The organism is Caulobacter sp. FWC2 (assembly GCF_002742625.1).
Taxonomy (GTDB): Bacteria; Pseudomonadota; Alphaproteobacteria; order Caulobacterales; family Caulobacteraceae; genus Caulobacter.
On sequence record NZ_PEBF01000001.1, the window covers coordinates 4,417,393 to 4,435,429 of the forward strand.

The 18,037-nt window shown below is 70.4% G+C and carries 15 protein-coding genes and 1 tRNA gene; 7 read left to right on the plus strand and 9 right to left on the minus strand.

Going from position 1 to position 18,037, the window contains the following annotated elements:
- Positions 1-111: 111 nt before the first annotated feature.
- The 4 genes from CSW62_RS20900 to CSW62_RS20915 all read right to left on the minus strand — a co-directional run bounded on the left by CSW62_RS20900 (position 112) and on the right by CSW62_RS20915 (position 1,839).
- Positions 112-483 carry a hypothetical protein gene (locus CSW62_RS20900; RefSeq protein WP_099581182.1) on the minus strand — a complete coding sequence of 124 codons (372 nt, stop codon included), beginning with the start codon at positions 481-483 and terminating at the stop codon, positions 112-114.
- A 298-nt stretch (positions 484-781) separates the two neighbouring features.
- On the minus strand, positions 782-1,339 hold the full coding sequence (nusG, locus tag CSW62_RS20905; protein ID WP_099581184.1) for a transcription termination/antitermination protein NusG: 558 nt from the start codon (positions 1,337-1,339) through the stop codon (positions 782-784).
- A gap of 10 nt (positions 1,340-1,349) precedes the next feature.
- Positions 1,350-1,667, minus strand: a complete 318-nt coding sequence (secE, locus tag CSW62_RS20910) for a preprotein translocase subunit SecE (protein WP_099581186.1) — start codon at positions 1,665-1,667, stop codon at positions 1,350-1,352.
- A gap of 96 nt (positions 1,668-1,763) precedes the next feature.
- Positions 1,764-1,839 (minus strand) — tRNA-Trp (locus CSW62_RS20915).
- Positions 1,840-2,077: 238 nt separating this feature from the next.
- Between CSW62_RS20915 and CSW62_RS20920 the strand changes: the two genes are divergently transcribed.
- Positions 2,078-2,263 carry a hypothetical protein gene (locus CSW62_RS20920; protein ID WP_099581189.1) on the plus strand — a complete coding sequence of 62 codons (186 nt, stop codon included), beginning with the start codon at positions 2,078-2,080 and terminating at the stop codon, positions 2,261-2,263.
- A gap of 42 nt (positions 2,264-2,305) precedes the next feature.
- On the opposite strand, the gene CSW62_RS20925 is transcribed toward CSW62_RS20920, so the two are convergent.
- The gene (locus tag CSW62_RS20925; RefSeq protein ID WP_099581191.1) at positions 2,306-2,725 is read right to left on the minus strand and encodes a hypothetical protein; all 420 of its coding nucleotides are present in this window, start codon (positions 2,723-2,725) and stop codon (positions 2,306-2,308) included.
- A 474-nt stretch (positions 2,726-3,199) separates the two neighbouring features.
- Between CSW62_RS20925 and CSW62_RS20930 the strand changes: the two genes are divergently transcribed.
- The 3 genes from CSW62_RS20930 to CSW62_RS20940 all read left to right on the plus strand — a co-directional run bounded on the left by CSW62_RS20930 (position 3,200) and on the right by CSW62_RS20940 (position 7,435).
- Positions 3,200-4,039: a ferredoxin--NADP reductase gene (locus CSW62_RS20930; protein ID WP_099581193.1), complete on the plus strand. Its 840-nt coding sequence runs from the start codon at positions 3,200-3,202 to the stop codon at positions 4,037-4,039.
- Positions 4,040-4,246: 207 nt separating this feature from the next.
- Positions 4,247-5,464, plus strand: a complete 1,218-nt coding sequence (gene glp / locus CSW62_RS20935) for a gephyrin-like molybdotransferase Glp (RefSeq protein WP_233206744.1) — start codon at positions 4,247-4,249, stop codon at positions 5,462-5,464.
- Positions 5,465-5,548: 84 nt separating this feature from the next.
- On the plus strand, positions 5,549-7,435 hold the full coding sequence (locus CSW62_RS20940; RefSeq protein WP_099581197.1) for a nucleoside-diphosphate sugar epimerase/dehydratase: 1,887 nt from the start codon (positions 5,549-5,551) through the stop codon (positions 7,433-7,435).
- Positions 7,436-7,441: 6 nt separating this feature from the next.
- On the opposite strand, the gene CSW62_RS20945 is transcribed toward CSW62_RS20940, so the two are convergent.
- On the minus strand, positions 7,442-8,899 hold the full coding sequence (locus tag CSW62_RS20945) for an alpha/beta fold hydrolase (RefSeq protein WP_099581199.1): 1,458 nt from the start codon (positions 8,897-8,899) through the stop codon (positions 7,442-7,444).
- A 113-nt stretch (positions 8,900-9,012) separates the two neighbouring features.
- Here CSW62_RS20945 and CSW62_RS20950 point away from each other — a divergent pair, with 113 nt between their 5' ends.
- The 3 genes from CSW62_RS20950 (at position 9,013) to CSW62_RS20960 (ending at position 12,355) form a co-directional block, all read left to right on the plus strand.
- Entirely contained in the window at positions 9,013-10,449 is a 1,437-nt protein-coding gene (locus CSW62_RS20950; RefSeq protein ID WP_099581201.1) for a LytTR family DNA-binding domain-containing protein, read from the plus strand.
- Positions 10,450-10,509: 60 nt separating this feature from the next.
- Entirely contained in the window at positions 10,510-11,772 is a 1,263-nt protein-coding gene (gene cytX / locus CSW62_RS20955; protein ID WP_099581203.1) for a putative hydroxymethylpyrimidine transporter CytX, read from the plus strand.
- 88 nt (positions 11,773-11,860) lie between these two features.
- The gene (locus tag CSW62_RS20960) at positions 11,861-12,355 is read left to right on the plus strand and encodes a PepSY domain-containing protein (protein ID WP_143324438.1); all 495 of its coding nucleotides are present in this window, start codon (positions 11,861-11,863) and stop codon (positions 12,353-12,355) included.
- Between the two features lie 22 nt (positions 12,356-12,377).
- On the opposite strand, the gene CSW62_RS20965 is transcribed toward CSW62_RS20960, so the two are convergent.
- The 3 genes from CSW62_RS20965 to CSW62_RS20975 form a co-directional block, all read right to left on the minus strand.
- Positions 12,378-15,659 carry an error-prone DNA polymerase gene (locus CSW62_RS20965; protein ID WP_099581207.1) on the minus strand — a complete coding sequence of 1,094 codons (3,282 nt, stop codon included), beginning with the start codon at positions 15,657-15,659 and terminating at the stop codon, positions 12,378-12,380.
- Between the two features lie 132 nt (positions 15,660-15,791).
- Positions 15,792-17,330, minus strand: coding sequence for a DNA polymerase Y family protein (locus tag CSW62_RS20970; protein ID WP_099581209.1), 1,539 nt, complete (start codon positions 17,328-17,330; stop codon positions 15,792-15,794).
- A complete protein-coding gene (locus CSW62_RS20975) occupies positions 17,245-18,027 on the minus strand; it encodes an ImuA family protein (RefSeq protein WP_199170658.1) in 783 nt (260 codons plus the stop codon). The genes CSW62_RS20970 and CSW62_RS20975 overlap by 86 nt, the downstream gene beginning before the upstream one ends.
- Between the last annotated feature and the right edge of the window lie 10 nt (positions 18,028-18,037).

An 18,037-nucleotide genomic window follows, 5' to 3' on the forward strand; every position in this document is an offset into this window, starting at 1 on the left:
TGGAGGCTTCGATGTCCGACTTCTCACCCGCGAGCTGGATCGCGGTCTTCGTGGCGGTCGGTGGGGCGCTCATCGTCGTCTTTGTGAAGCGCGGGCGCCGATAGCCGCCGTCTACCGCCCCTTTCGTCCCAGCTTCTGGAGCGCCGCGCGCATGGCGACGGCCTGGGCGGCGGGGGGCTTGGTTTGCGGCTCCGGCGCCTCGGGGACCAGGGCCTGGATCGCCGCCGCTTCGAGGCGTTCCAGGAGATCGTCCGGAATGGCCGGCTCGGGCCGCGCCTTGGCCGGTGCGGCCGCGCGGACCATGCCGGCGATCTTGCGGGCGTCGGCGGCCAGCTGGCCGCAGGCGCGGGCCTTGAGGCGGGCCTGGGCGACCACGGCGGGGTCGGGGCTGGCCTCGATCAGCGCCCAGGCGGCGTCGAGGGCGGCCATCAGCTTGGCCTGCAAGGCGGCGCACCAGGCGCTGGGGTCTCGGGTCGGGCTCATGACCCTAGCATGCGGCCGCCGCGAACGCCGATGACGAGAAACCGTCGTTTTTGGCCAAGCCCTTGAACGGTAACAGAAACGCTCATGACTGGCCGGGGATACAAGCCGGCCAATCCCCGTGTCCGCGCCGTCGCGACAGGCTCACGACGTCACGCCATCCGACGCCCCGATACCCCGCCGCGCTCACGGCAAGACGCGACGCCCTGTGGATAACTCATGCCGCCGACCACGAAAAAGCCCCGCGTCTGGCGACGCGGGGCTCTTTTGATTCGGCGCTGATCGCCAGCGGATCGAAGGATCAGGAGATCTTTTCGACCTGGGCGTATTCCAGCTCGACCGGGGTCGCGCGGCCGAAGATCGAGACGGTGACCCGCAGGCGGGCCTTTTCCTCGTCGACCTGCTCGACCGAGCCGTTGAAGCTGGCGAACGGGCCGTCGATGACGCGGACGTTCTCGCCGACTTCGTACAGGACGACGGTCTTGGGCTTCTCGACGCCTTCCTCGATGGCGCCGACGATGCGCTGGACTTCCTTTTCGGAGACCGGCATCGGCTTGGAGCCGCTGCCCAGGAAGCCCGTGACCTTCGGGGTGTTCTTGATCAGGTGGTAGGCTTCGTCCGAGAGGTTCATCTTCACCAGGACATAGCCCGGGAAGAACTTGCGCTCGGCGTTGACCTTGCGGCCGCGACGGATCTCGACGACCTCTTCGGTCGGCACGAGGATCTCGGAGAAGTTCTCTTCCAGGCCCTGGTTCTTGGCCTGCTCACGGATGCTCTCGGCCACCTTCTTCTCGAAGTTCGAGTAGGCGTGGACGATGTACCACTTGTGGTTCGGGTTGGACGCGGTTTCGGTGCTCATCGTCTCTATCTTATCCCGAGGTCGCCAGCTTCAGGAGCTGATTGATGGCGAAGCCCAGACCGCCGTCGACGGCCAGGAAGAACAACGACGCCAGAACCACCATGATGAAGACCATCACGGAGGTGATCCAGGTTTCCTTGCGGCTGGTCCAGGTGATCTTGCGGGCTTCGGCGCGCACTTCACGGAAGAACTGCGCCGGCGTGGTGCGCTTCTTGGGCGCCGCGGGCGCCACAACGGCGGCGGCGGCCCCGGCGGGCGCCATCGCCGCGGCCGTCTTGGCGGCGCGGTTCTTGATCGCTGACGGGCTGGATCCCGGTTTCCTGGCCATGCTCTAGAGGCTCACGACTTCCTAAACTGGACCCGGACCGACAAGCGGCCCGGTGGCCATAGCCGGGCCCGAAAGCGACCCGTCAAACATATATAGTGGCAGGAGTGGGGGGACTCGAACCCACGACTTTCGGTTTTGGAGACCGACGCTCTACCAGCTGAGCTACACTCCTGCAGACCGACCGCCCTTTCGGGCCGACGGACATCCGGAGACAGACAGCGCGCCGGGAGGCTGGGAAGCCTCGGCGCGCCACGTCCTGTCGCCAGAGCCGCGCCATTTAGCAGGGTCGCGTACGGCGGGCAAGCGGCGCGGAAAGGTTTGAGCGGCTTCGAAGGCCGGACAGCCGTTTTTGTCCTGGCCGGCGGGGCTCGACACGCGGATCAAAGCCGCGCCCGGGGCGTTGTTTCGCCATGCCCACGATCAGCAACCCCGGCTCGCCCTCCGATCGTCCGTCGAATCGCGAGGTCGAGAACGAGAACCAGAAATCCCCGTCCCGCGACGGCAAGCCACCGCGACCGGCCACCGAACCTCACGGCGCGGCCGACAGCACCCGTTCGCCGAAGACCGAGACGGATCCGGGCTCCGGCGAGGGTTGAGACGCCTGGCCCCGCTCGATCGGGACTGGCTCTGGATGTGACCTAGCCGGCCTTGGCCAGCTTGGCCTTGTCGCCCTTGGCGGCCGTGGTCGAGTCGCTGGCCGGCGTGGTCGCGCCGCACTGGATGCCCAGATACGACCACTTCACGTCCGTCAGCTCGCGGCCGCACTGGGTGTTCTTGCCCGCGTCCTTGCCGCGCAGCGAAACCGCGACGCCCTTCGACAGGTCCGGCGCCGGACTGGCGCTGCTGATGTCGTAATAGCCGCCGCCACGCCCCTTCACGACCAGACAGTTGGTCTTCTCGACGGGCCGAACGCAGCCCGACGCCGTGACAGAGGTGGATTCCACGACGACCTGATTGGCTTGCGCAAGTTTCGTCTTCGCGCCGCCGTCACTGCAACCAGCCAAACCAAACGCTAACAGACTGGCCGCCGCGGCGGCCTCTATGAACCTTACCCGCATACGTTCCTCCGTGTCGTTGGCTCCGCGAACGAAGCAAAAGGAAGCTTGCGCCTCGTCAGCGGCGCCGGCAATCACATTTTTGCCGCTTTCGAAAAACCGGTCCGCTGATTTGACGGTTGCGGACAAAGATTGTCGGCAACCTCACGACACGCGCATGGCTCTGCGAAGCTGAACGCCGAAGACGCAATCTGTTACCGTCGGCGGAGGATAACTCTTCTCATCTGAACATTTGTTCGCGAACCGAGACGCCGCTTTCTATCCCCTCGCGAATACTGCATTGATCTTTCGACTCCCCGACACACCGTCGCCGCCGAGGCCGCCACGAGTCGCTTGAGCGCGAACCCGGCGGCGAAGTTTTTCCGACGACGACTTTAGACAACCGGCGTTGACATCAAGACGGGCTTGCACAAATGAGACGGGCGTCGCCTCAGGGCCGTGGCGGCGCCCGTTTCTCTCAAGGATTTCAGAGCTCAGATGACGGCCACCGCGAGCGCTTCGCCCCCCATTGGCACGCCGGTTAAAGACGCCCCGTTCCACGTCGAGAAGGTGCTGTGGGTCAAGCACTGGACCGACCGCCTGTTCAGCTTCGGCATCACCCGGCCGGCGTCCTTGCGCTTCCGCTCCGGCGAGTTCGTGATGATCGGCCTGCCGCCGCGCGAGGAACTGGGCGAGAAGAAGCCGATCCTGCGGGCCTATTCGGTGGCCTCGCCGCACTTCGCTGAGGAACTGGAGTTCTTCTCGATCAAGGTGCCGGACGGTCCGCTGACCTCGCGCCTGCAGTTGATCCAGCCGGGCGACGAGATCCTGCTGGGCAAGAAGCCGACCGGCACCCTGGTTCTGGACGCCGTCCGCCCGGGCAAGCGCCTGTTCCTGTTCGGCACCGGCACGGGCCTGGCGCCCTGGCTGTCGGTGGCCCGCGACCCCGACGCCTACAGCCGCTTCGAGCGCGTGATCGTCGCCCACGGCGTGCGCGAGGTGAAGGAGCTGGCCTATCGCGACCTGTTCACCCACGACATCTTCGACGACCCGCTGGTCGGCGACGAGGCTCGCGCCCAGCTGACCTACTACCCGACCGTGACCCGCGAGCCGTTCGAACGCCAGGGCCGTTTCACCGACCTGATCGAGAGCGGCAAGCTGTTCAAGGACCTCGGCCTGGAGCAGACCAGGTTCGACCCCGAGAACGACCGCGCCATGCTGTGCGGCTCGATGGCCATGATCAAGGACACCGCCGCCCTGCTCGAGGCCCACGGCCTGAAGGAAGGCTCCAACGCCGATCCGGGCGACTTCGTGATCGAGCGGGCGTTCGTGGGGTAGAGGGGCCTTCTTCCCCTCCCTATTCTTCCGTCATTCCCGCCCTTGTGGCGGGAACCCCTCTATCCGCCGCAGGTGCGGAGGTGTGGCTGGCCGGCCCGCCAAGGCGTCTCACGTATCATCTGAACCAGGGGTTCCCGCCACTAGGGCGAATGACGGATGTATTTGAGAGATCGCTATAGTGCGTTCTCCAGCTCATTGAGGCGGCGCGTGACTCTCACCACTCTCAAGAACCTCACCGTCGAAGACGCCCGCGCCCGGATCCTGGACGGCGCGGTCCGCCTCGACGTCGAGACCGTGGCCCTCGCCGACAGCCTGGGCCGCGTGCTGGCGCAGAGCGTCACCGCCGCGCGCCCGCAGCCGCCTTTCGACGCCTCGGCCATGGACGGCTGGGCGATCCGGCGCGCCGACTACGCCCCCGGCAAGGCCTTCGCGATCGCCGGCGAAAGCGCCGCGGGCAAGGCCTATCCGCGCGCCGTGCAAGCCGATCAGGCCGTGCGCATCTTCACCGGCGCCCCGATCCCCGCCGGCGCCGATCTCGTCGTCATCCAGGAAGAGGCCGTCCGCGACGGCGACACGGTCCGCTTCGACGCGGGCGAGGCCCCCAAGTCCAACAGCCGCGCGGCCGGCGGCGACTTCCAGGCCGGCGACGTGCTGCTGGAGCCGGGCGTGGTCATCGACCCCTGGCGGCTCAGCCTGCTCGCCTCGGCCGGTCTCGGCGAGGTCGCCGTCGCTCGCCGTCCGCGCGTGGCGATCCTGGCCACCGGCGACGAGCTGGTCGCGCCCGGCGCCAGCCCGCGCCCGGACCAGATCTTCGAAAGCGGCTCATTCAGCCTGGTCGCCCTGGTCCAGGCCTGGGGCGGAGAGGCCTTCCGCCTGACCGCCGCGGCCGATGACGCGAACGCCATCGCGGCGGCCGTTCAGCCGGTGGACGTCGACCTGATCGTCACCATCGGCGGCGCCTCGGTCGGCGACCACGACCTGGTCAAGCCGGCCCTGAAGACCCTGGGTCTTGAGCTCTCCGTCGAGACGGTCGCCCTGCGTCCCGGCAAGCCGACCTGGTCCGGACACCTTACAGACGGCCGCCGCGTGCTGGGCCTGCCCGGCAACCCGGCCTCGGCCCTGGTCTGCGCCGAGCTGTTCCTGCGCCCGCTGCTGGCGGCCCTGGCCGGCGGCGACGCCGAGGTCCGCCTGGTCCCCGCCCGTCTGGCCGAGCCCCTGCCCTCGACCGGCCCGCGCGAGCACTGGATGCGCGCGGCCCTGTCCGTGGATCCTGAAGGGCGAACGATCGCCCGCCCGTTCCCCGATCAGGATTCCTCGCTGGTCGGCGTCTTCGCGCGGGCCGATGCTCTCCTGCGGCGACGGGCGGGGGCCGCCGCCGCCTCGGCGAACGACATCGTCGACGTTCTGCCCCTGCGTCGCGGCTGAAACCGCGACGGCGACAATTTCGCGTGCTAAGCCCGGACGAGTTTCACGGGCGCGACCCGACCTTCAGGCCGAGAGGTTCTATTCATGGGGCATGTTGGCAAGATCGCGGCCCACGTCCTGCTGGCCTCATTGGCCCTGCTGTTCGGTCGATACCTCGTCATCGACATGCCCTTCACGCCCGACACCCTGGTGCAGGCGGCGTACTACGGCCTGGGCGCGCTGATCGTCGAACTGCTGTTCCGCGTCGAGCGCGCGCCCTGGCGCTTCGTCTCGGCCAGCGACCACCTGCGCCTGTTCCGTTCGGCCGTGCTGACGGCGGCGACCTTCCTGGCCATCACCCGCCTGGTTCACCCGGGAATTGACGGCGGCCTGCGCATGGTCGCCGGCGCGGCCCTGATCCAGGCCACCTTCCTGTCGGCCCTGCGCGTCATCCGACGCAGCCTGCACGAGCGCCAGCTGTTCGATTCGGTCCTGCGCCTGGGTCCGGCCTCGATGCAGCCGGCCCTGCCGCGCCTGCTGATCATTGGTTCGGCCAACGAGGCCGAAGCTTTCCTGCGCGCCCCGGCCGGCCTGGGCGAACGCTACGCCCCGATCGGCGTGGTCTCGCCGCATGACCGCGAGATGGGCGACGAGCTGCGCGGCGTCTGCGTGCTGGGCTCCATCGCCGACTTCGACAGCGTGCTGGCCCGCCTGCGCGACAGCGGCCTCTCGCCGTCGGCCATCCTGTTCCTGACCGACAGCGCCATGAGCACCTTCGGCGCCGAGCGCCTGGGCCGGCTGAAGACCGAGGGCGTGCGCCTGCTGCGCCGTCACGGCGTGGTCGAGATGGGCGCCGACGCCGCCGCCGTCGCCTCCCTGCGCGAGATCAGCATCGAGGAACTGCTCAGCCGTCCGCCCGTGCGCCTCGACCCCGAACCCGTCCGCGCCCTGGTCGCCGGGCGCCGCGTGCTGGTTACCGGGGCCGGCGGCAGCATCGGCTCGGAGCTGTGCCGCCAGATCGCCGCCAGCGGCTGCGCCCACCTGACCATGGTCGACGCCTCCGAATACAACCTGTTCCACATCGACCGCGAAATGGCCCAGACCTGGCCGGGCATGCCGCGCCGCGAGATCCTGTGCGACGTCCGCGACGCCGCCCGGGTCCACCGCGTCTTCGCCGAGCAGCACCCGGACATCATCTTCCACGCCGCGGCGCTGAAGCATGTGACCCTGGTCGAGAACCATCCGTGCGAGGGCGTGCGCACCAATGTGCTGGGCACGCGCAATGTCGCCATCGCCGCCAAGGCCTGCGGCGCCGCGCACCTGGCCCTGATCTCCACCGACAAGGCCGTGGCCCCGACCAGCGTGATGGGCGCGGCCAAGCGCGTGGCCGAGGCGGTGGCGCGCCAGTACGGCGGCGGCGGCGACATGCGCGTCAGCATCGTCCGCTTCGGCAATGTGCTGGGCTCGGCCGGCTCGGTCGTGCCGATCTTCCAGAGCCAGATCGCGCGCGGCGGCCCGATCACCCTGACCGACGCCGCGGTCGAGCGCTACTTCATGACCATCCCCGAGGCCGTGCAACTGGTGCTGCGCGCCGTGGCCCTGTCACGCATCGCCTCCGAACCCGAAGCCGGCGTCCTGACCCTGGAGATGGGCGAGCCGGTCAAGATCATCGACCTGGCCCGCCGGATGATCGAGCTGCAGGGCCTGACGCCCGGCAAGGACATCGAGATCCTGATCACCGGCCTGCGTCCCGGCGAGAAGCTGACCGAGACCCTGGTCGACGTGAACGAGGTCGCACGCCCCAAGGCCCCGGGCATCATCGAAGCCCTGCGCCTGGCCGACGCCCCGGTCATCGAGCCCGAGCGCCTGCTGGCCCTCGACGCCCTGGCCGAGCTGGGCGACGAGCCCGCCGTCCGCGCCCACCTGTTCGAACTGGTCGAGGAGCTACGCCAGGTCGGCCCGTCGAAGGTGGTCAAGATCCGGGCCTCCTAGGCCCGCTTACCCCAGCTTGAACTTCGGCGGTGGCAGGGTCAGGCGGGTGTCGGCCACGGCCTCGCCCTTGAAGAACCGCACCAGCAGCGGCTGCACCTCGGGATGGGCCTCGAAGACGTTGTGGCCGGCGTTCTCGACGATCACCCGCGACTTGCGCTGGAACTGCGCCGCCACCTCGTCCTGCTCGGACATCGGCGTGCGGCCGTCCAGCGTGCCGGCGATCAGCAGGGCGGGATGGTCGATGCGGAACGGCGCCCGGAAGCCCTCGCCCAGATCGACGCCCGGGACGGCGCCCAGCAGTTGCGGCATCGGGAAGTTCAGCGCCGAGCCCACGACCGCGGTCTTGGCCTCGCGCCGCACCAGGGCCAGCCGGGCCGGCGAGATCCCTGACGCCAGGTCCGTGGCCTCGGGCATGCCGGCGATGCCGAGAAGGCCCGCGAATTCGCCGATGAACGGCGTCAGCACGTCCATCCGACCGGCGTCCAGCGCCAGGTACAGGTTCGGCAGCATGACCAGGGTCTGGGGATTGGCGATCAGGCTGCCGGCCATTAGCTGGATCGCGAAGCCACCCAGCTTCAGCTCGACCGGCGCGCCATTGAGCGTGGCGGCCATCGGCGCCGGCGACGCCTCCAGCCTGGCGTGGACCCGCCGCATCAGCGCCGGCAGGTCGGGGATCGCCGCCCGGACGGCGGGATCGGCGGCCAGCAGCCCATCCACCTGGCGCAGCAGGGCGTCGATCGCCGCCGGCCGCTTCACCGTCTGATCCTGGCCCTCCAGGCTGGCCAAGGCGACGCGGCCGACCCGGTCGCCATGCCGCTTGAGCATGCTGAGCGCCAGGTGCGTGCCGTAGCTGATGCCCCACAGGTCGACCTTCTCCGCGCCCAGGTGACGGCGCAGGTCGTCGATGTCGTCGGCGTTCTGCTCGGTATTGTAGCCGGTCATGGCCACACCGGCCTTGGTCCAGTCGGCCCAGGCCGCCTGGAAATCCTGGCGGACATAGGCCGTCAGCCCGGCCTCCGTGAACACCGGCGGCGGGCGCGTCGAGGTCGGGCGCTCCGGTATGGCGTTGGACAGGCCTGTGCCGCGCTGGTCGAAGGCGATGACGTCGGCCACGTCGCGCAGGGCCATCATGATCGGAAAGCGCGGCCCGGACAGGGCGCGCGTCGCCGTGCCGCCGGGACCACCGGCCAGGTAGACGATCGGCGGACCGGGCTTGGCCGCCGTCGAGGCGAACCGGACATAGTGCAGCCGGATCTTCCGCGAGCCCGGAATGCGGCGATCCTCGGGAACCTCCAGGAAGCCCCGCTCGGCGTCGGTGTCCTGGCCCTTCCAGCCCTTGAACTTGAAGGGGCCGGCCTGGAGCGGCGCCGTTGGCGGGGCGATAGCCTGGGCGAAGGCCAGGGTCGGGAGGGCGAGGCCGGCGGCGGTGAGCAGGGCGCGGCGGTTGAGTAAGGTGTGGGTCATGGCCCCAGCTGAGCTGTCCCGACCGCCCTTCGCCAGGCCGCTTCGGTCAATGGCGGCGCTGGATCGGCGAATGGCGGAGCGGCTCGGCGAGCGGCGCCGTATAGGATGAGGCCATGTGGCGAACCCTGCTTCTCGGCCTGCTCCTGACCGGCCTCACGACCTTGGCCCGCGCCGCCGACCTGCCGTGGGAGGCCTGTCAGGGCGCCATGGGTCCGGCCGGTCCCGTCTTGACCGACTGCCGTCCGGTCCAGGATTTCGTCGATCCCCAGGGTCGGGCGCTGTGGATCCGCGCGCGCCTCGCCGCGCCGACCGACACCCGGCCGCACGCGCTCTACGTGGCCGGCGTCGCCTCGTCCGAGGTCTGGCTGAACGGCCAGCGCCTGGGGGCCAATGGCCGCCCCGGCGATGCGGCGCGGGACGAGATCCCCGGGCGCTACCAGGCGGTGTTTCCGATCCGCGAGACCCTGTGGCGTCCCGGCGCCAACAGCCTGGTGCTGCGCCTGTCGTCGTTCCACGGCGGCCTGCGGTTCGACCGGCCGATGAGCGCTCTGAGGGTGATGCCCTATCCCTATCCGCGGCGCACCGCCCTGCTGGCGATCACCTTCGTGGCGGCCGGCGCCCTGCTGGCGGCGGCGTTCGGCTTTGGCGTCATCCACGCCATGCGCCGCACCGGGTCCAGCCTGATCCTGGCCGCGATGGCCGGGGTCGCGGCCTCCCAGGCCATCGTCGAGAGCCTGAGGTCGCTGTTCGACTATCCCTATCCGCTGCACGCCTGGCGGATGAGCGCCATCTGGGGGCTGGCCGCCGCCTTCGCGGTCCTGCTGGTGACCTATGTCGCCGGACGCTTCTTGCCCCGGGCGCGCGGCTTGATGATTGGCCTGGCCTTGGGCGTGGTCGGCGCCACGGCCCTGCTGCCGGGCTTCGACGTCAAGACGGCCTGGGCGCTGATCCTGGGCGTGGCGCTCGCCGCCGCGCCGGCCGCCGCGGGCGTGCGGGCGCGTCTGCCGGGCGCGCGGCTGACCCTGGCCTATCTGGCGCTGTTCCTGGCCCTGGCCCTGGGCTTCCCCGAATGGCTGGCCGACTTCTCCTACTTCCTGCTCGCCGCGGTGCTGGTGCTGCCCCTGCTGATGGTCGAGGTGGTGCGGCTGGGCCGCGACGACCGGGGCCGCGAGGCCGCCCTGACCCGCGCCGCCAGCCAGCCCGACCGCCTGACCGTGGCCTCGGCGCGTGGCGTCGAGCTGGCGCCGCTCGCCGAGATCCTCGCCGTGGTCGGGGCCGACGACTATGTCGAACTGCGGATGGCGGGCGGCCGCAGCCTGCTGCACGCCGCGCGCCTGGACGGCCTGACGAGCCAGCTGCCGGCCAATTTCCTGCGGATCCACCGGTCGGTGATCGCCAATCTGGCCCACGTCCAGCGGCTGGAACGCGACGGGGACCGGTGGCGGCTGCACCTGCGCGAAGGCCCGCCCCTGCCCGTCAGCCGCTCGCGCCAACCCGCCCTGCGCGAGGCCCTGGACGCGCCGCCGCCGACCGCCAAGGCGACGGTTTAGCCGACGACGGAGGATCGTCTTCGGTATCGCGCCCCGAAGACGACCTGCTAAAGCGGATCCATGGCCGAACTTCACGACACCTACGATCCCCTGACCCCCGTGCCGGAAGCGCGCCGGGTCTTCCGCGCCCAGGACGCCTTTTCGCTGTGGTTCAGCCTGGGCATCGGCCTGCTGGTGCTGCAGGCCGGCGCGTTCCTGGTTCCCGGCCTCAGCCTGGGCATGGCCCTGGCGGCGATCGTCACCGGCTCGGTGCTGGGCGCCCTGCTGCTGGCCGCCGCCGGCGTGGTCGGCAGTGATACCGGCCTCTCCGCCGTCGGCACGCTGCGGCTGGCTCTGGGCGCGCGCGGCGCGGCGGTTCCGGCCGCGCTCAACGCCATCCAGCTGACCGGCTGGGGCGCGTTCGAGATCATCGCCATGCGCGACAGCGCCGACGCCCTGGCCAAGCAGACCTTCGGCTTTTCCAACCCGATGATCTGGACCCTGGCGTTCGGGATCCTGGCGACCTTCCTGGCCATCCAGGGGCCGGTGTCGTTCGTGCGCCGCTTCCTGCGCGCCTGGGGCCTGTGGCTGCTGCTGGCCGGCGCCGGCTGGCTGAGCTGGCGGCTGCTGGCCGAGCACGACCTTTCCGCCCTGCTGGCCAAGGCCGGCACCGGCGAGATGAGCTTCGGGGCCGGGGTCGACCTGGTGGTGGCCATGCCGCTGTCGTGGCTGCCGCTGATCGCCGACTACACCCGTTTCGGCCGCACCAGCGGCGGCATGTTCAAGGGCGCGGCGGCCGGCTACGTCCTGGCCAATATCTGGTTCATGGCCCTGGGCGCAGCCTACGCTCTAGCCTCCGGCGGCGGCGAGAGCCTGCTGCTGACGGCCCTGGCGGCCAGCGGCGGCGGGATCGCCCTGCTGCTGATCGTCATCGACGAGACCGACAACACCTTCGCCGACATCCATTCGGCCGCCGTCTCGACCGCGACCCTGGTCCCCGCCAAGCCGGCCAACCTGGCCCTGGCTTTCGGCGCGCTGTGCACGACTATCGCCCTGTTCGCGCCGATCACCCAGTACGAGGGCTTCCTGCTGCTGATCGGCTCGGTGTTTGCCCCGCTGTTCGGCGTGCTGCTGACCGACCACTTCGTCCTGCGCCGCCGAGCGGTCTCCACGGCCCAGGGCGGCGTGAACCTGCCGGGCTTGCTGGCCTGGGCGATCGGCATCGCCGCCTATCAAGGCTTGAGCCGCCTGGCGCCGGACCTCGGCGCGACCCTGCCCAGCTTCGTGGCGGCGGGGGTGGTCTATCTGGGGCTGAAGCGGGTTTGGGGCGGTCAGGCGGGCTAGATCGTCACCTCTCTTTGACATGCCACAATGCGCTGCCGCCGCCGCCGCTCAAGGCTGTCCTGGACAGCGACGGCGAAGGACAAAGCGAATGACCATGCCGACCAGCCCGGTAAGAAGGTTGCCTCGGCATCCGGCCGCCCTGCAGATGCTTCTACGCAGGTGGCACGCCTACATAGGCATGATCATCGCGCCCACGGTCCTGCTCTTCGCGACGACGGGCGTGCTGCAGATTTACGAGTTGCACGAGGCCCATCCCGGCTATGCGCCGCCGGCGATCGTGGCCAAGCTGGGGGTGCTGCACAAGAAGCAGCTCTATCGCGAAGGGCGTCGTCCCCCGTCGAAGCCATCCACAAAGCCCGCGACGGGACTGGCCCCGGCCGCCTCGCCTCCGGTGGCCAAGGCTCAGCGGCTTCCGACAACCTTGCTGAAGGCCTTCTTCGCCCTGGCGTCGGTCGGCCTGGTCATCTCGACGATCACCGGCGTCTGGATGACCCTGCGCCAACCGTTGCGCCGCATGCGCCATGTCCTGCTGCTGGTGGCCGGGACGGTCGTTCCCCTAGTCCTGTCCTGCCTTAGCCGATAGGCGGCGACATCACCTGCCTCGGCTAATGGAAATCCCGGCTCCTCAATAACCGGCCCGACACCTTCTGCCGCACGCGCGGGGCCGGCGCGCCCGGCTCGTCGCGCAGGGTGGAGAGGTGCGCCGACAGGTCGGTGAAGCTCTCGGCCACCACGTGGATGACGTTCTCGGCCCTTTGCACCCGGCCATGGACGACCAGGAACGAGGCGGTCATCACCACATTGCGGTCGGCCTCGAAGCGGTCCTTCCAGACCACCGCATTGGCCACGCCGGTCTCGTCCTCCAGGGTGACGAACACCACGCCCTTGGCCGTGCCCGGCCGCTGGCGGATCAGGACCAGCCCCGCCACCGACACCTTGCGGCCGTCCTTCAGGGTCAGCAGCTGCTCGGCCGTGATCACCCCGCGCCGGGTCAGCATGGCGCGGTAGAAGCTCAACGGATGGTCCTTCAGCGACAGGCTGGTGGTGCGATAGTCCTCGGCCACCTCCTGCGGCTGGCCCATGACCGGCAGCGCCGCGCGCGCCTCGAACAGCGGTAGCCCGGCCAGCAAAGGCGCGCGCACAGGCGCCTTGTGCTCGCCCTTCAACCCCTTGACCGCCCACAGCGCCTCGCGGCGGGTCAGCCCGACCGAGGCGAAGGCGTCAGCCTCGGCCAGCAGCTCCAGCGCCCGTTGCGGCACGCCGCCCTGCGCGAACTCGCCGGGGGTGCGGGCGCCTTCGGTGCGGGCGTGAACCAGGGTTTCGATATCGGCCGCCTTCAGGCCCTTGATCTGGCGGAAGCCCAGGCGGACGGCCTTCCAGCGAGGGCGGTTCTGGTCGTTGGCGATCTTGTCGGCGCGCGGCCTGAACCGGCCAGCCCCCTCCACCGCTTCGCGGTCCCCCTCCCCCATGAAGGGGGAGGAAGACGTCTTGCGCGCCTCCAGCGTGCAGTCCCAGTCGCTGGCCAGGATGTCCGGCGCCAGCACCTCCACCCCATGCTCGCGCGCGTCGCGGACCAGCTGGGCCGGCTGGTAGAAGCCCATGGGCTGTGAGTTGATCAGCGCCGCGCAGAACACGTCCGGCCACGCCCATTTGATCCAGGCCGAGACGTAAACGAGCTTGGCGAAACTGGCCGCGTGGCTCTCCGGGAAGCCGTAGTGGCCGAAGCCCTCGATCTGCTTGAAGCACCGCTCGGCGAAGTCGCGCTGGTAGCCGCGCGCCGCCATGCCCTCGACGAACTTGTCGCGGTACTCGGCCGGCGTGCCCAGGTTGCGGAAGGTGGCCATGGCCTTGCGCAGGCCGTCGGCCTCGTCGGGCGTGAACTTGGCCGCCTCGATGGCCAGGCTCATGGCCTGCTCCTGGAACAGCGGCACGCCATAGGTGTTGCCGAGGATCTCCCTCAGCTCGTTCTCGGGGCCGTGCTCGGGCGAGGGCGCGGGCCATTCGACAGGCTCGATCCCGCTCCGGCGCTTCAGGTACGGATGGACCATGTCGCCCTGGATCGGACCGGGCCGGACGATCGCCACCTCGATCACCAGGTCGTAGAACCGCCGGGGTTTCAGGCGCGGCAGCATCGACATCTGGGCCCGGCTCTCCACCTGGAAGACGCCCACGCTGTCGGCGACGCACAGCATGTCATAGACGCCCGGCAGCTCGACCGGGACATCGGCCAGGTCGACGATCGGCTCGCCGTGATCGGCCCGCAGCATGCCGAAGGCCCGCTGGATGGCGGTCAGCATGCCCAGCGCCAGGATGTCGACCTTCATCAGCTTCAGGCTGTCGATGTCGTCCTTGTCCCACTCGATGAAGGTGCGGTCGGCCATGGCCGCATTGCCGATCGGCACGGTCTCGTCCAGCCGCCGCTTGGTCAGGACGAAGCCGCCGACGTGCTGCGACAGGTGGCGTGGGAAGCCCATCAGCTCGGTCGCCAGGGTCACCGCGCGGGCGATCTCCGGCGCTTCGGGGTCCAGACCCGCATTGCGCAGATGCTCCTCGGGCAGGCCCGAACCCCAGCTGCCCCAGACCGTGCCGGCCAGCAGGTTGGTGACGTCCTCGGTCAGGCCCAGGGCCTTGCCGACATCGCGGATGGCGCTGCGCGGGCGGTAGTGGATCACCGTCCCGCAGATGGCGGCGTACTCCCGGCCATAGCGACGGTAGATGTACTGCATCACCTCCTCGCGCCGCTCGTGCTCGAAGTCGACGTCGATGTCCGGCGGCTCGCCGCGGTTCTCGGAGATGAAGCGGGTGAACAGCAGCCGGTGCTCGGTCGGATCGATCGCCGTCACACCCAGGCAGAAGCAGACCGAGGAATTGGCCGCCGACCCGCGCCCCTGGCACAGGATGCCCATGCGACGGGCCTCGCGCACGATGTCGTGCACGGTGATGAAGTAGTTGGGATAGTCCATCTTGGCGATCAGCCGCAGCTCTTCCTTCAGCTGCAGGGCCACCTTCTCCGGCACGCCGGCGGGATAGCGCCAAGCCGCGCCGGACCAGGTGAGATCGCTCAGGTGCTCCATCGCCGTCTTGCCGGCCGGCACGGGCTCGTCGGGATATTCCTCGTCGAGCTGGCCGAGGTCGAAGCCGATCCGCTCGACGATCTCGACCGTCCGCTCGACCGCGCGCGGCCAGCGGTCGAACAGGCGCGCCATCTCGGCCGGCGACTTGATGTGGCGCTCGGCATTGGCCTCGAGGTGGAAGCCGGCCTGCTGGATCGTGCAGTGCTCGCGCACGCAGGTGATGACGTCCTGCAACGGCCGCCGCTCGGGGCCGTGGTAGAGAACGTCGTTGGTCGCCACGATCGGCGCGCCGGCCTCGCGGCCCAGATCGTCCAGGCGCGAGAGACGCTTGAGGTCCTGGGCGGCATAGGCCCGGCTGGCCGCCAGCCAGGATCGCCCGCGCAGGTCGCCGGCCATGCGGGAGAGGTCGCGCTCGAAGGCCGCGTTCAGATCCTTTGGCGGGATGAGCAGCCCGATCTGGCCGTCCGAATGGTCCAGGAAATCCGGCCAGGACAGGTGGCACTCACCCTTCCCGGCCCGTCGCTGGCCCAGCGTCAGCAGCCGCGTCAGCCGGCCGAAGGCCTCGCGGTCGGTCGGGTAGCAGAGCAGGCTGGGCATGCCGTCCATGAAGTCCAGTCGGCAGCCGCTCAGCACCCGGACATTGCGCGTCTTGGCCGCCGTCCAGGCGCGTACGATCCCGGCCAGGCTGTTGCGGTCGGTGACGCCGATGGCGGAAAGGCCCAGCGCCTCGGCGGCGATGACCAGCTCCTCTGCGTGCGAGGCGCCCCGCAGGAACGAGAAGTTGGTGGTGGTCTGGAGCTCGGCATAGGCCATCAGATCCTCCCCCGTATGCGGGGGAGGTGTCGGCGGAGCCGACGGAGGGGGCGAGCTGGAAGCCGGCCGCGCTGGCCCCCTCCGGCCCTCTGGGCCACCTCCCCCGCGAGCGGGGGAGGATCTTCCGGGACGCTATCCAAACAGGCCATGGATCCACCACTTCGGGGCCTCGTCGCCGCCGAACAGCCCTTGCCTGAAGATCCAGAAGCGCCCGCCCGCATCGTCCTCGACCCGGTAGTAGTCGCGGATCTTGCCGGGGCCGGTATCGGTCTCGCCGACGCCGGCGCGCCACCATTCCTGGCCGATGCGTTCGGGACCTTCGGCCCGGCGGACACGGTGCGGACGGCCGCGCCAGGTGAACAGGCGCGGCGGATAGTCAGGCAGTTCAGCGGCGATGGCGACGATCGCCTCCGGACGCTTGAACAGCCGCACCGGGCGTGGGCGGTCGGGGTCCCAGCCCGTCGCCGGCATCGGGTCGAGCGGGGCGTTGCGGATCACCGAGCGCTCGGGCACGTGGCTGGCATAGGGATCGGCGCGCCAGACGCGGGTCTCGCCCAGGCGATTGACGAGGCGGTCGACCAGGGGCGCCAGGGTCTCGTCGAGACTGGTCCCGGTCTCGGCGTCGAGCCGGTCCTGCGCCGCCGCCAGAGGCTCGACGGCGGCGGCGTGGACGGTGACCACCTCGATGCCGAAGCCGGGGTCGACCATGTCCAGCTTGGGAACCATCAGCTTGGTCAGCCGCCTGGCGTCGCGGCCGATGCGGGCCAGGCCTGCGCGGATCGGATAGGCCTGGCCGTCCAGGCGGTGGAACACGACCTCGAAGCGCTTGGCCCCGCGCCCCTCGGCCTCCAGCCGCTGACAGATCAGGGCCAGGGCGTCGCCGGTCACGCGGGCCAGATCCTCGGGCGCGCTGATCGGCTCGAAGAAGGCCAGGCGGTCGAACCACGGCGTGGCCGGGCGGCGGAAGCTCAGGGCCTCGGCCGCCATGCCCAGGGCCTGGTCGAGGCGCAGGGTCAAGGCGAGGCCAAAGCGCTTGGCCAGCTGGGCGCGCGGCAGGGCGAACAGCTGGCCGACCCGGTGCAGGCCCAGGCGGGGCAGCTGGGCCTCGGCGGCGTCCTCCAGCCGCAGGGCCGCGACGGGCAGGCCCGCAATCGCCGCGCGCTGCTCGCCCGGCGCGACGAGGGCCAGGTCGTCTCCGAAGCGGGCAAGAGCCCAGGCCGCCCCGGCCGTGTCGGCGATCGCGGCGCGGGCCGGCACGCCCCAGCGGGCCAGCCGGCCGACGAGGTCGACCAGCATGTCGCCCTCCCCGCCCCACAGGTGGTCGGTCCCGGTGATGTCCAGGAACAGGCCGTCGCTCCCGTCGATCGCCACGGCCGGCGAGAAGCGCACGCACCAGTCGCACAGGGCTTCCAGCGCCGCGCGGTCGGCGGCCGGGTCGTGGTCGAAGGTCACGAGGTTGGGCACGAGCGCCATGGCGTCGGCGGCCTTCTGGCCGGGGCCAAGGGCAAGGGCGCGGGCAGCCTCGTCGACGGCGACGAGGCGCCGGGTCCCGCCTTCCGTGGCCAGCAGGGCGAACGGGGGCGCTTCAGCCGACGTGTCGTAGCCCGGGTTCCGCCGGCGCCACGTCGTGATCGGCCAGTTGGGACACCAGACGGAAAGGATGCGGGCCATGGCCGGCCTCCTGTGCTTCCAAGATCCAGGCGCCGGGACGTCCGCCCCGGCACCGTTCCAGTTCGACCCGCCAGCGTGGAGGGCCAAGGCCGATGTCGTCCGCCGGCGGCGGGGTCGGCGACGGCCCGATCCGCCAGCGGCTGAACGAGGCCGAGCCGGACACCGCCTGGCCCTGCCCCGCCCGGCCGCCATACGGTCTTCGGTGCAGCACCACCCCGAGGCCGCCCCGCTTCTCGCAGGCCAGCTGCAGGCGGCGGCCGGCGGTCAGGTCCGGAGCCTCGGCCTCGCCGACAGCGGCGGCGACCCCTTGAGTGGACAGCGCGTCCTCCAGCACCGACAGGGTCTCGGCCTCGTCGCGGGTGCGGACCTGGATCAACCGCTCGGTCGGGAAGCCCAGGCCGAACAGACCGGGCGCGAACAGGTCGCTGCGCCGGGCGATCCAGACGATGGCGCCCGTCTTCACCAACGGCCGCAGCAGCAGGCCGACGAAGGCGGCGGGGGCCGCCCCGGTCTCGCTCTCCAGTCCCGCGCCCGTCACCTCGTGCCAACCGCCCAGCGGCAGGCCGCCGCCCGGAAAGCACCCGTCGATGGCCGGTTCCCCGAACGGCAGGACGGGATTCGGAGTCCGAGTCCCCGCTTCGATCGCGGCGATCCGGCCTCTGAGGGCCGCAAGACGCGCCTCGCGCGAGCCGGCCATTCCACACTCC

What these genes read in the sequence shown, in the direction of transcription:
- CSW62_RS20950 (WP_099581201.1), top strand. Translation starts at nt 9,013, where the DNA reads ATGTGGCGAACCCTGCTTCTCGGCCTGCTCCTGACCGGCCTCACGACC.
- CSW62_RS20960 (WP_143324438.1), top strand. Translation starts at nt 11,861, where the DNA reads ATGACCATGCCGACCAGCCCGGTAAGAAGGTTGCCTCGGCATCCGGCC.
- nusG (WP_099581184.1), bottom strand. Translation starts at nt 1,339, where the DNA reads ATGAGCACCGAAACCGCGTCCAACCCGAACCACAAGTGGTACATCGTC.
- CSW62_RS20965 (WP_099581207.1), bottom strand. Translation starts at nt 15,659, where the DNA reads ATGGCCTATGCCGAGCTCCAGACCACCACCAACTTCTCGTTCCTGCGG.
- CSW62_RS20920 (WP_099581189.1), top strand. Translation starts at nt 2,078, where the DNA reads ATGCCCACGATCAGCAACCCCGGCTCGCCCTCCGATCGTCCGTCGAAT.
- CSW62_RS20945 (WP_099581199.1), bottom strand. Translation starts at nt 8,899, where the DNA reads ATGACCCACACCTTACTCAACCGCCGCGCCCTGCTCACCGCCGCCGGC.
- CSW62_RS20900 (WP_099581182.1), bottom strand. Translation starts at nt 483, where the DNA reads ATGAGCCCGACCCGAGACCCCAGCGCCTGGTGCGCCGCCTTGCAGGCC.
- CSW62_RS20925 (WP_099581191.1), bottom strand. Translation starts at nt 2,725, where the DNA reads ATGCGGGTAAGGTTCATAGAGGCCGCCGCGGCGGCCAGTCTGTTAGCG.
- CSW62_RS20940 (WP_099581197.1), top strand. Translation starts at nt 5,549, where the DNA reads ATGGGGCATGTTGGCAAGATCGCGGCCCACGTCCTGCTGGCCTCATTG.
- cytX (WP_099581203.1), top strand. Translation starts at nt 10,510, where the DNA reads ATGGCCGAACTTCACGACACCTACGATCCCCTGACCCCCGTGCCGGAA.
- CSW62_RS20970 (WP_099581209.1), bottom strand. Translation starts at nt 17,330, where the DNA reads ATGGCCCGCATCCTTTCCGTCTGGTGTCCCAACTGGCCGATCACGACG.
- CSW62_RS20930 (WP_099581193.1), top strand. Translation starts at nt 3,200, where the DNA reads ATGACGGCCACCGCGAGCGCTTCGCCCCCCATTGGCACGCCGGTTAAA.
- CSW62_RS20975 (WP_199170658.1), bottom strand. Translation starts at nt 18,027, where the DNA reads ATGGCCGGCTCGCGCGAGGCGCGTCTTGCGGCCCTCAGAGGCCGGATC.
- secE (WP_099581186.1), bottom strand. Translation starts at nt 1,667, where the DNA reads ATGGCCAGGAAACCGGGATCCAGCCCGTCAGCGATCAAGAACCGCGCC.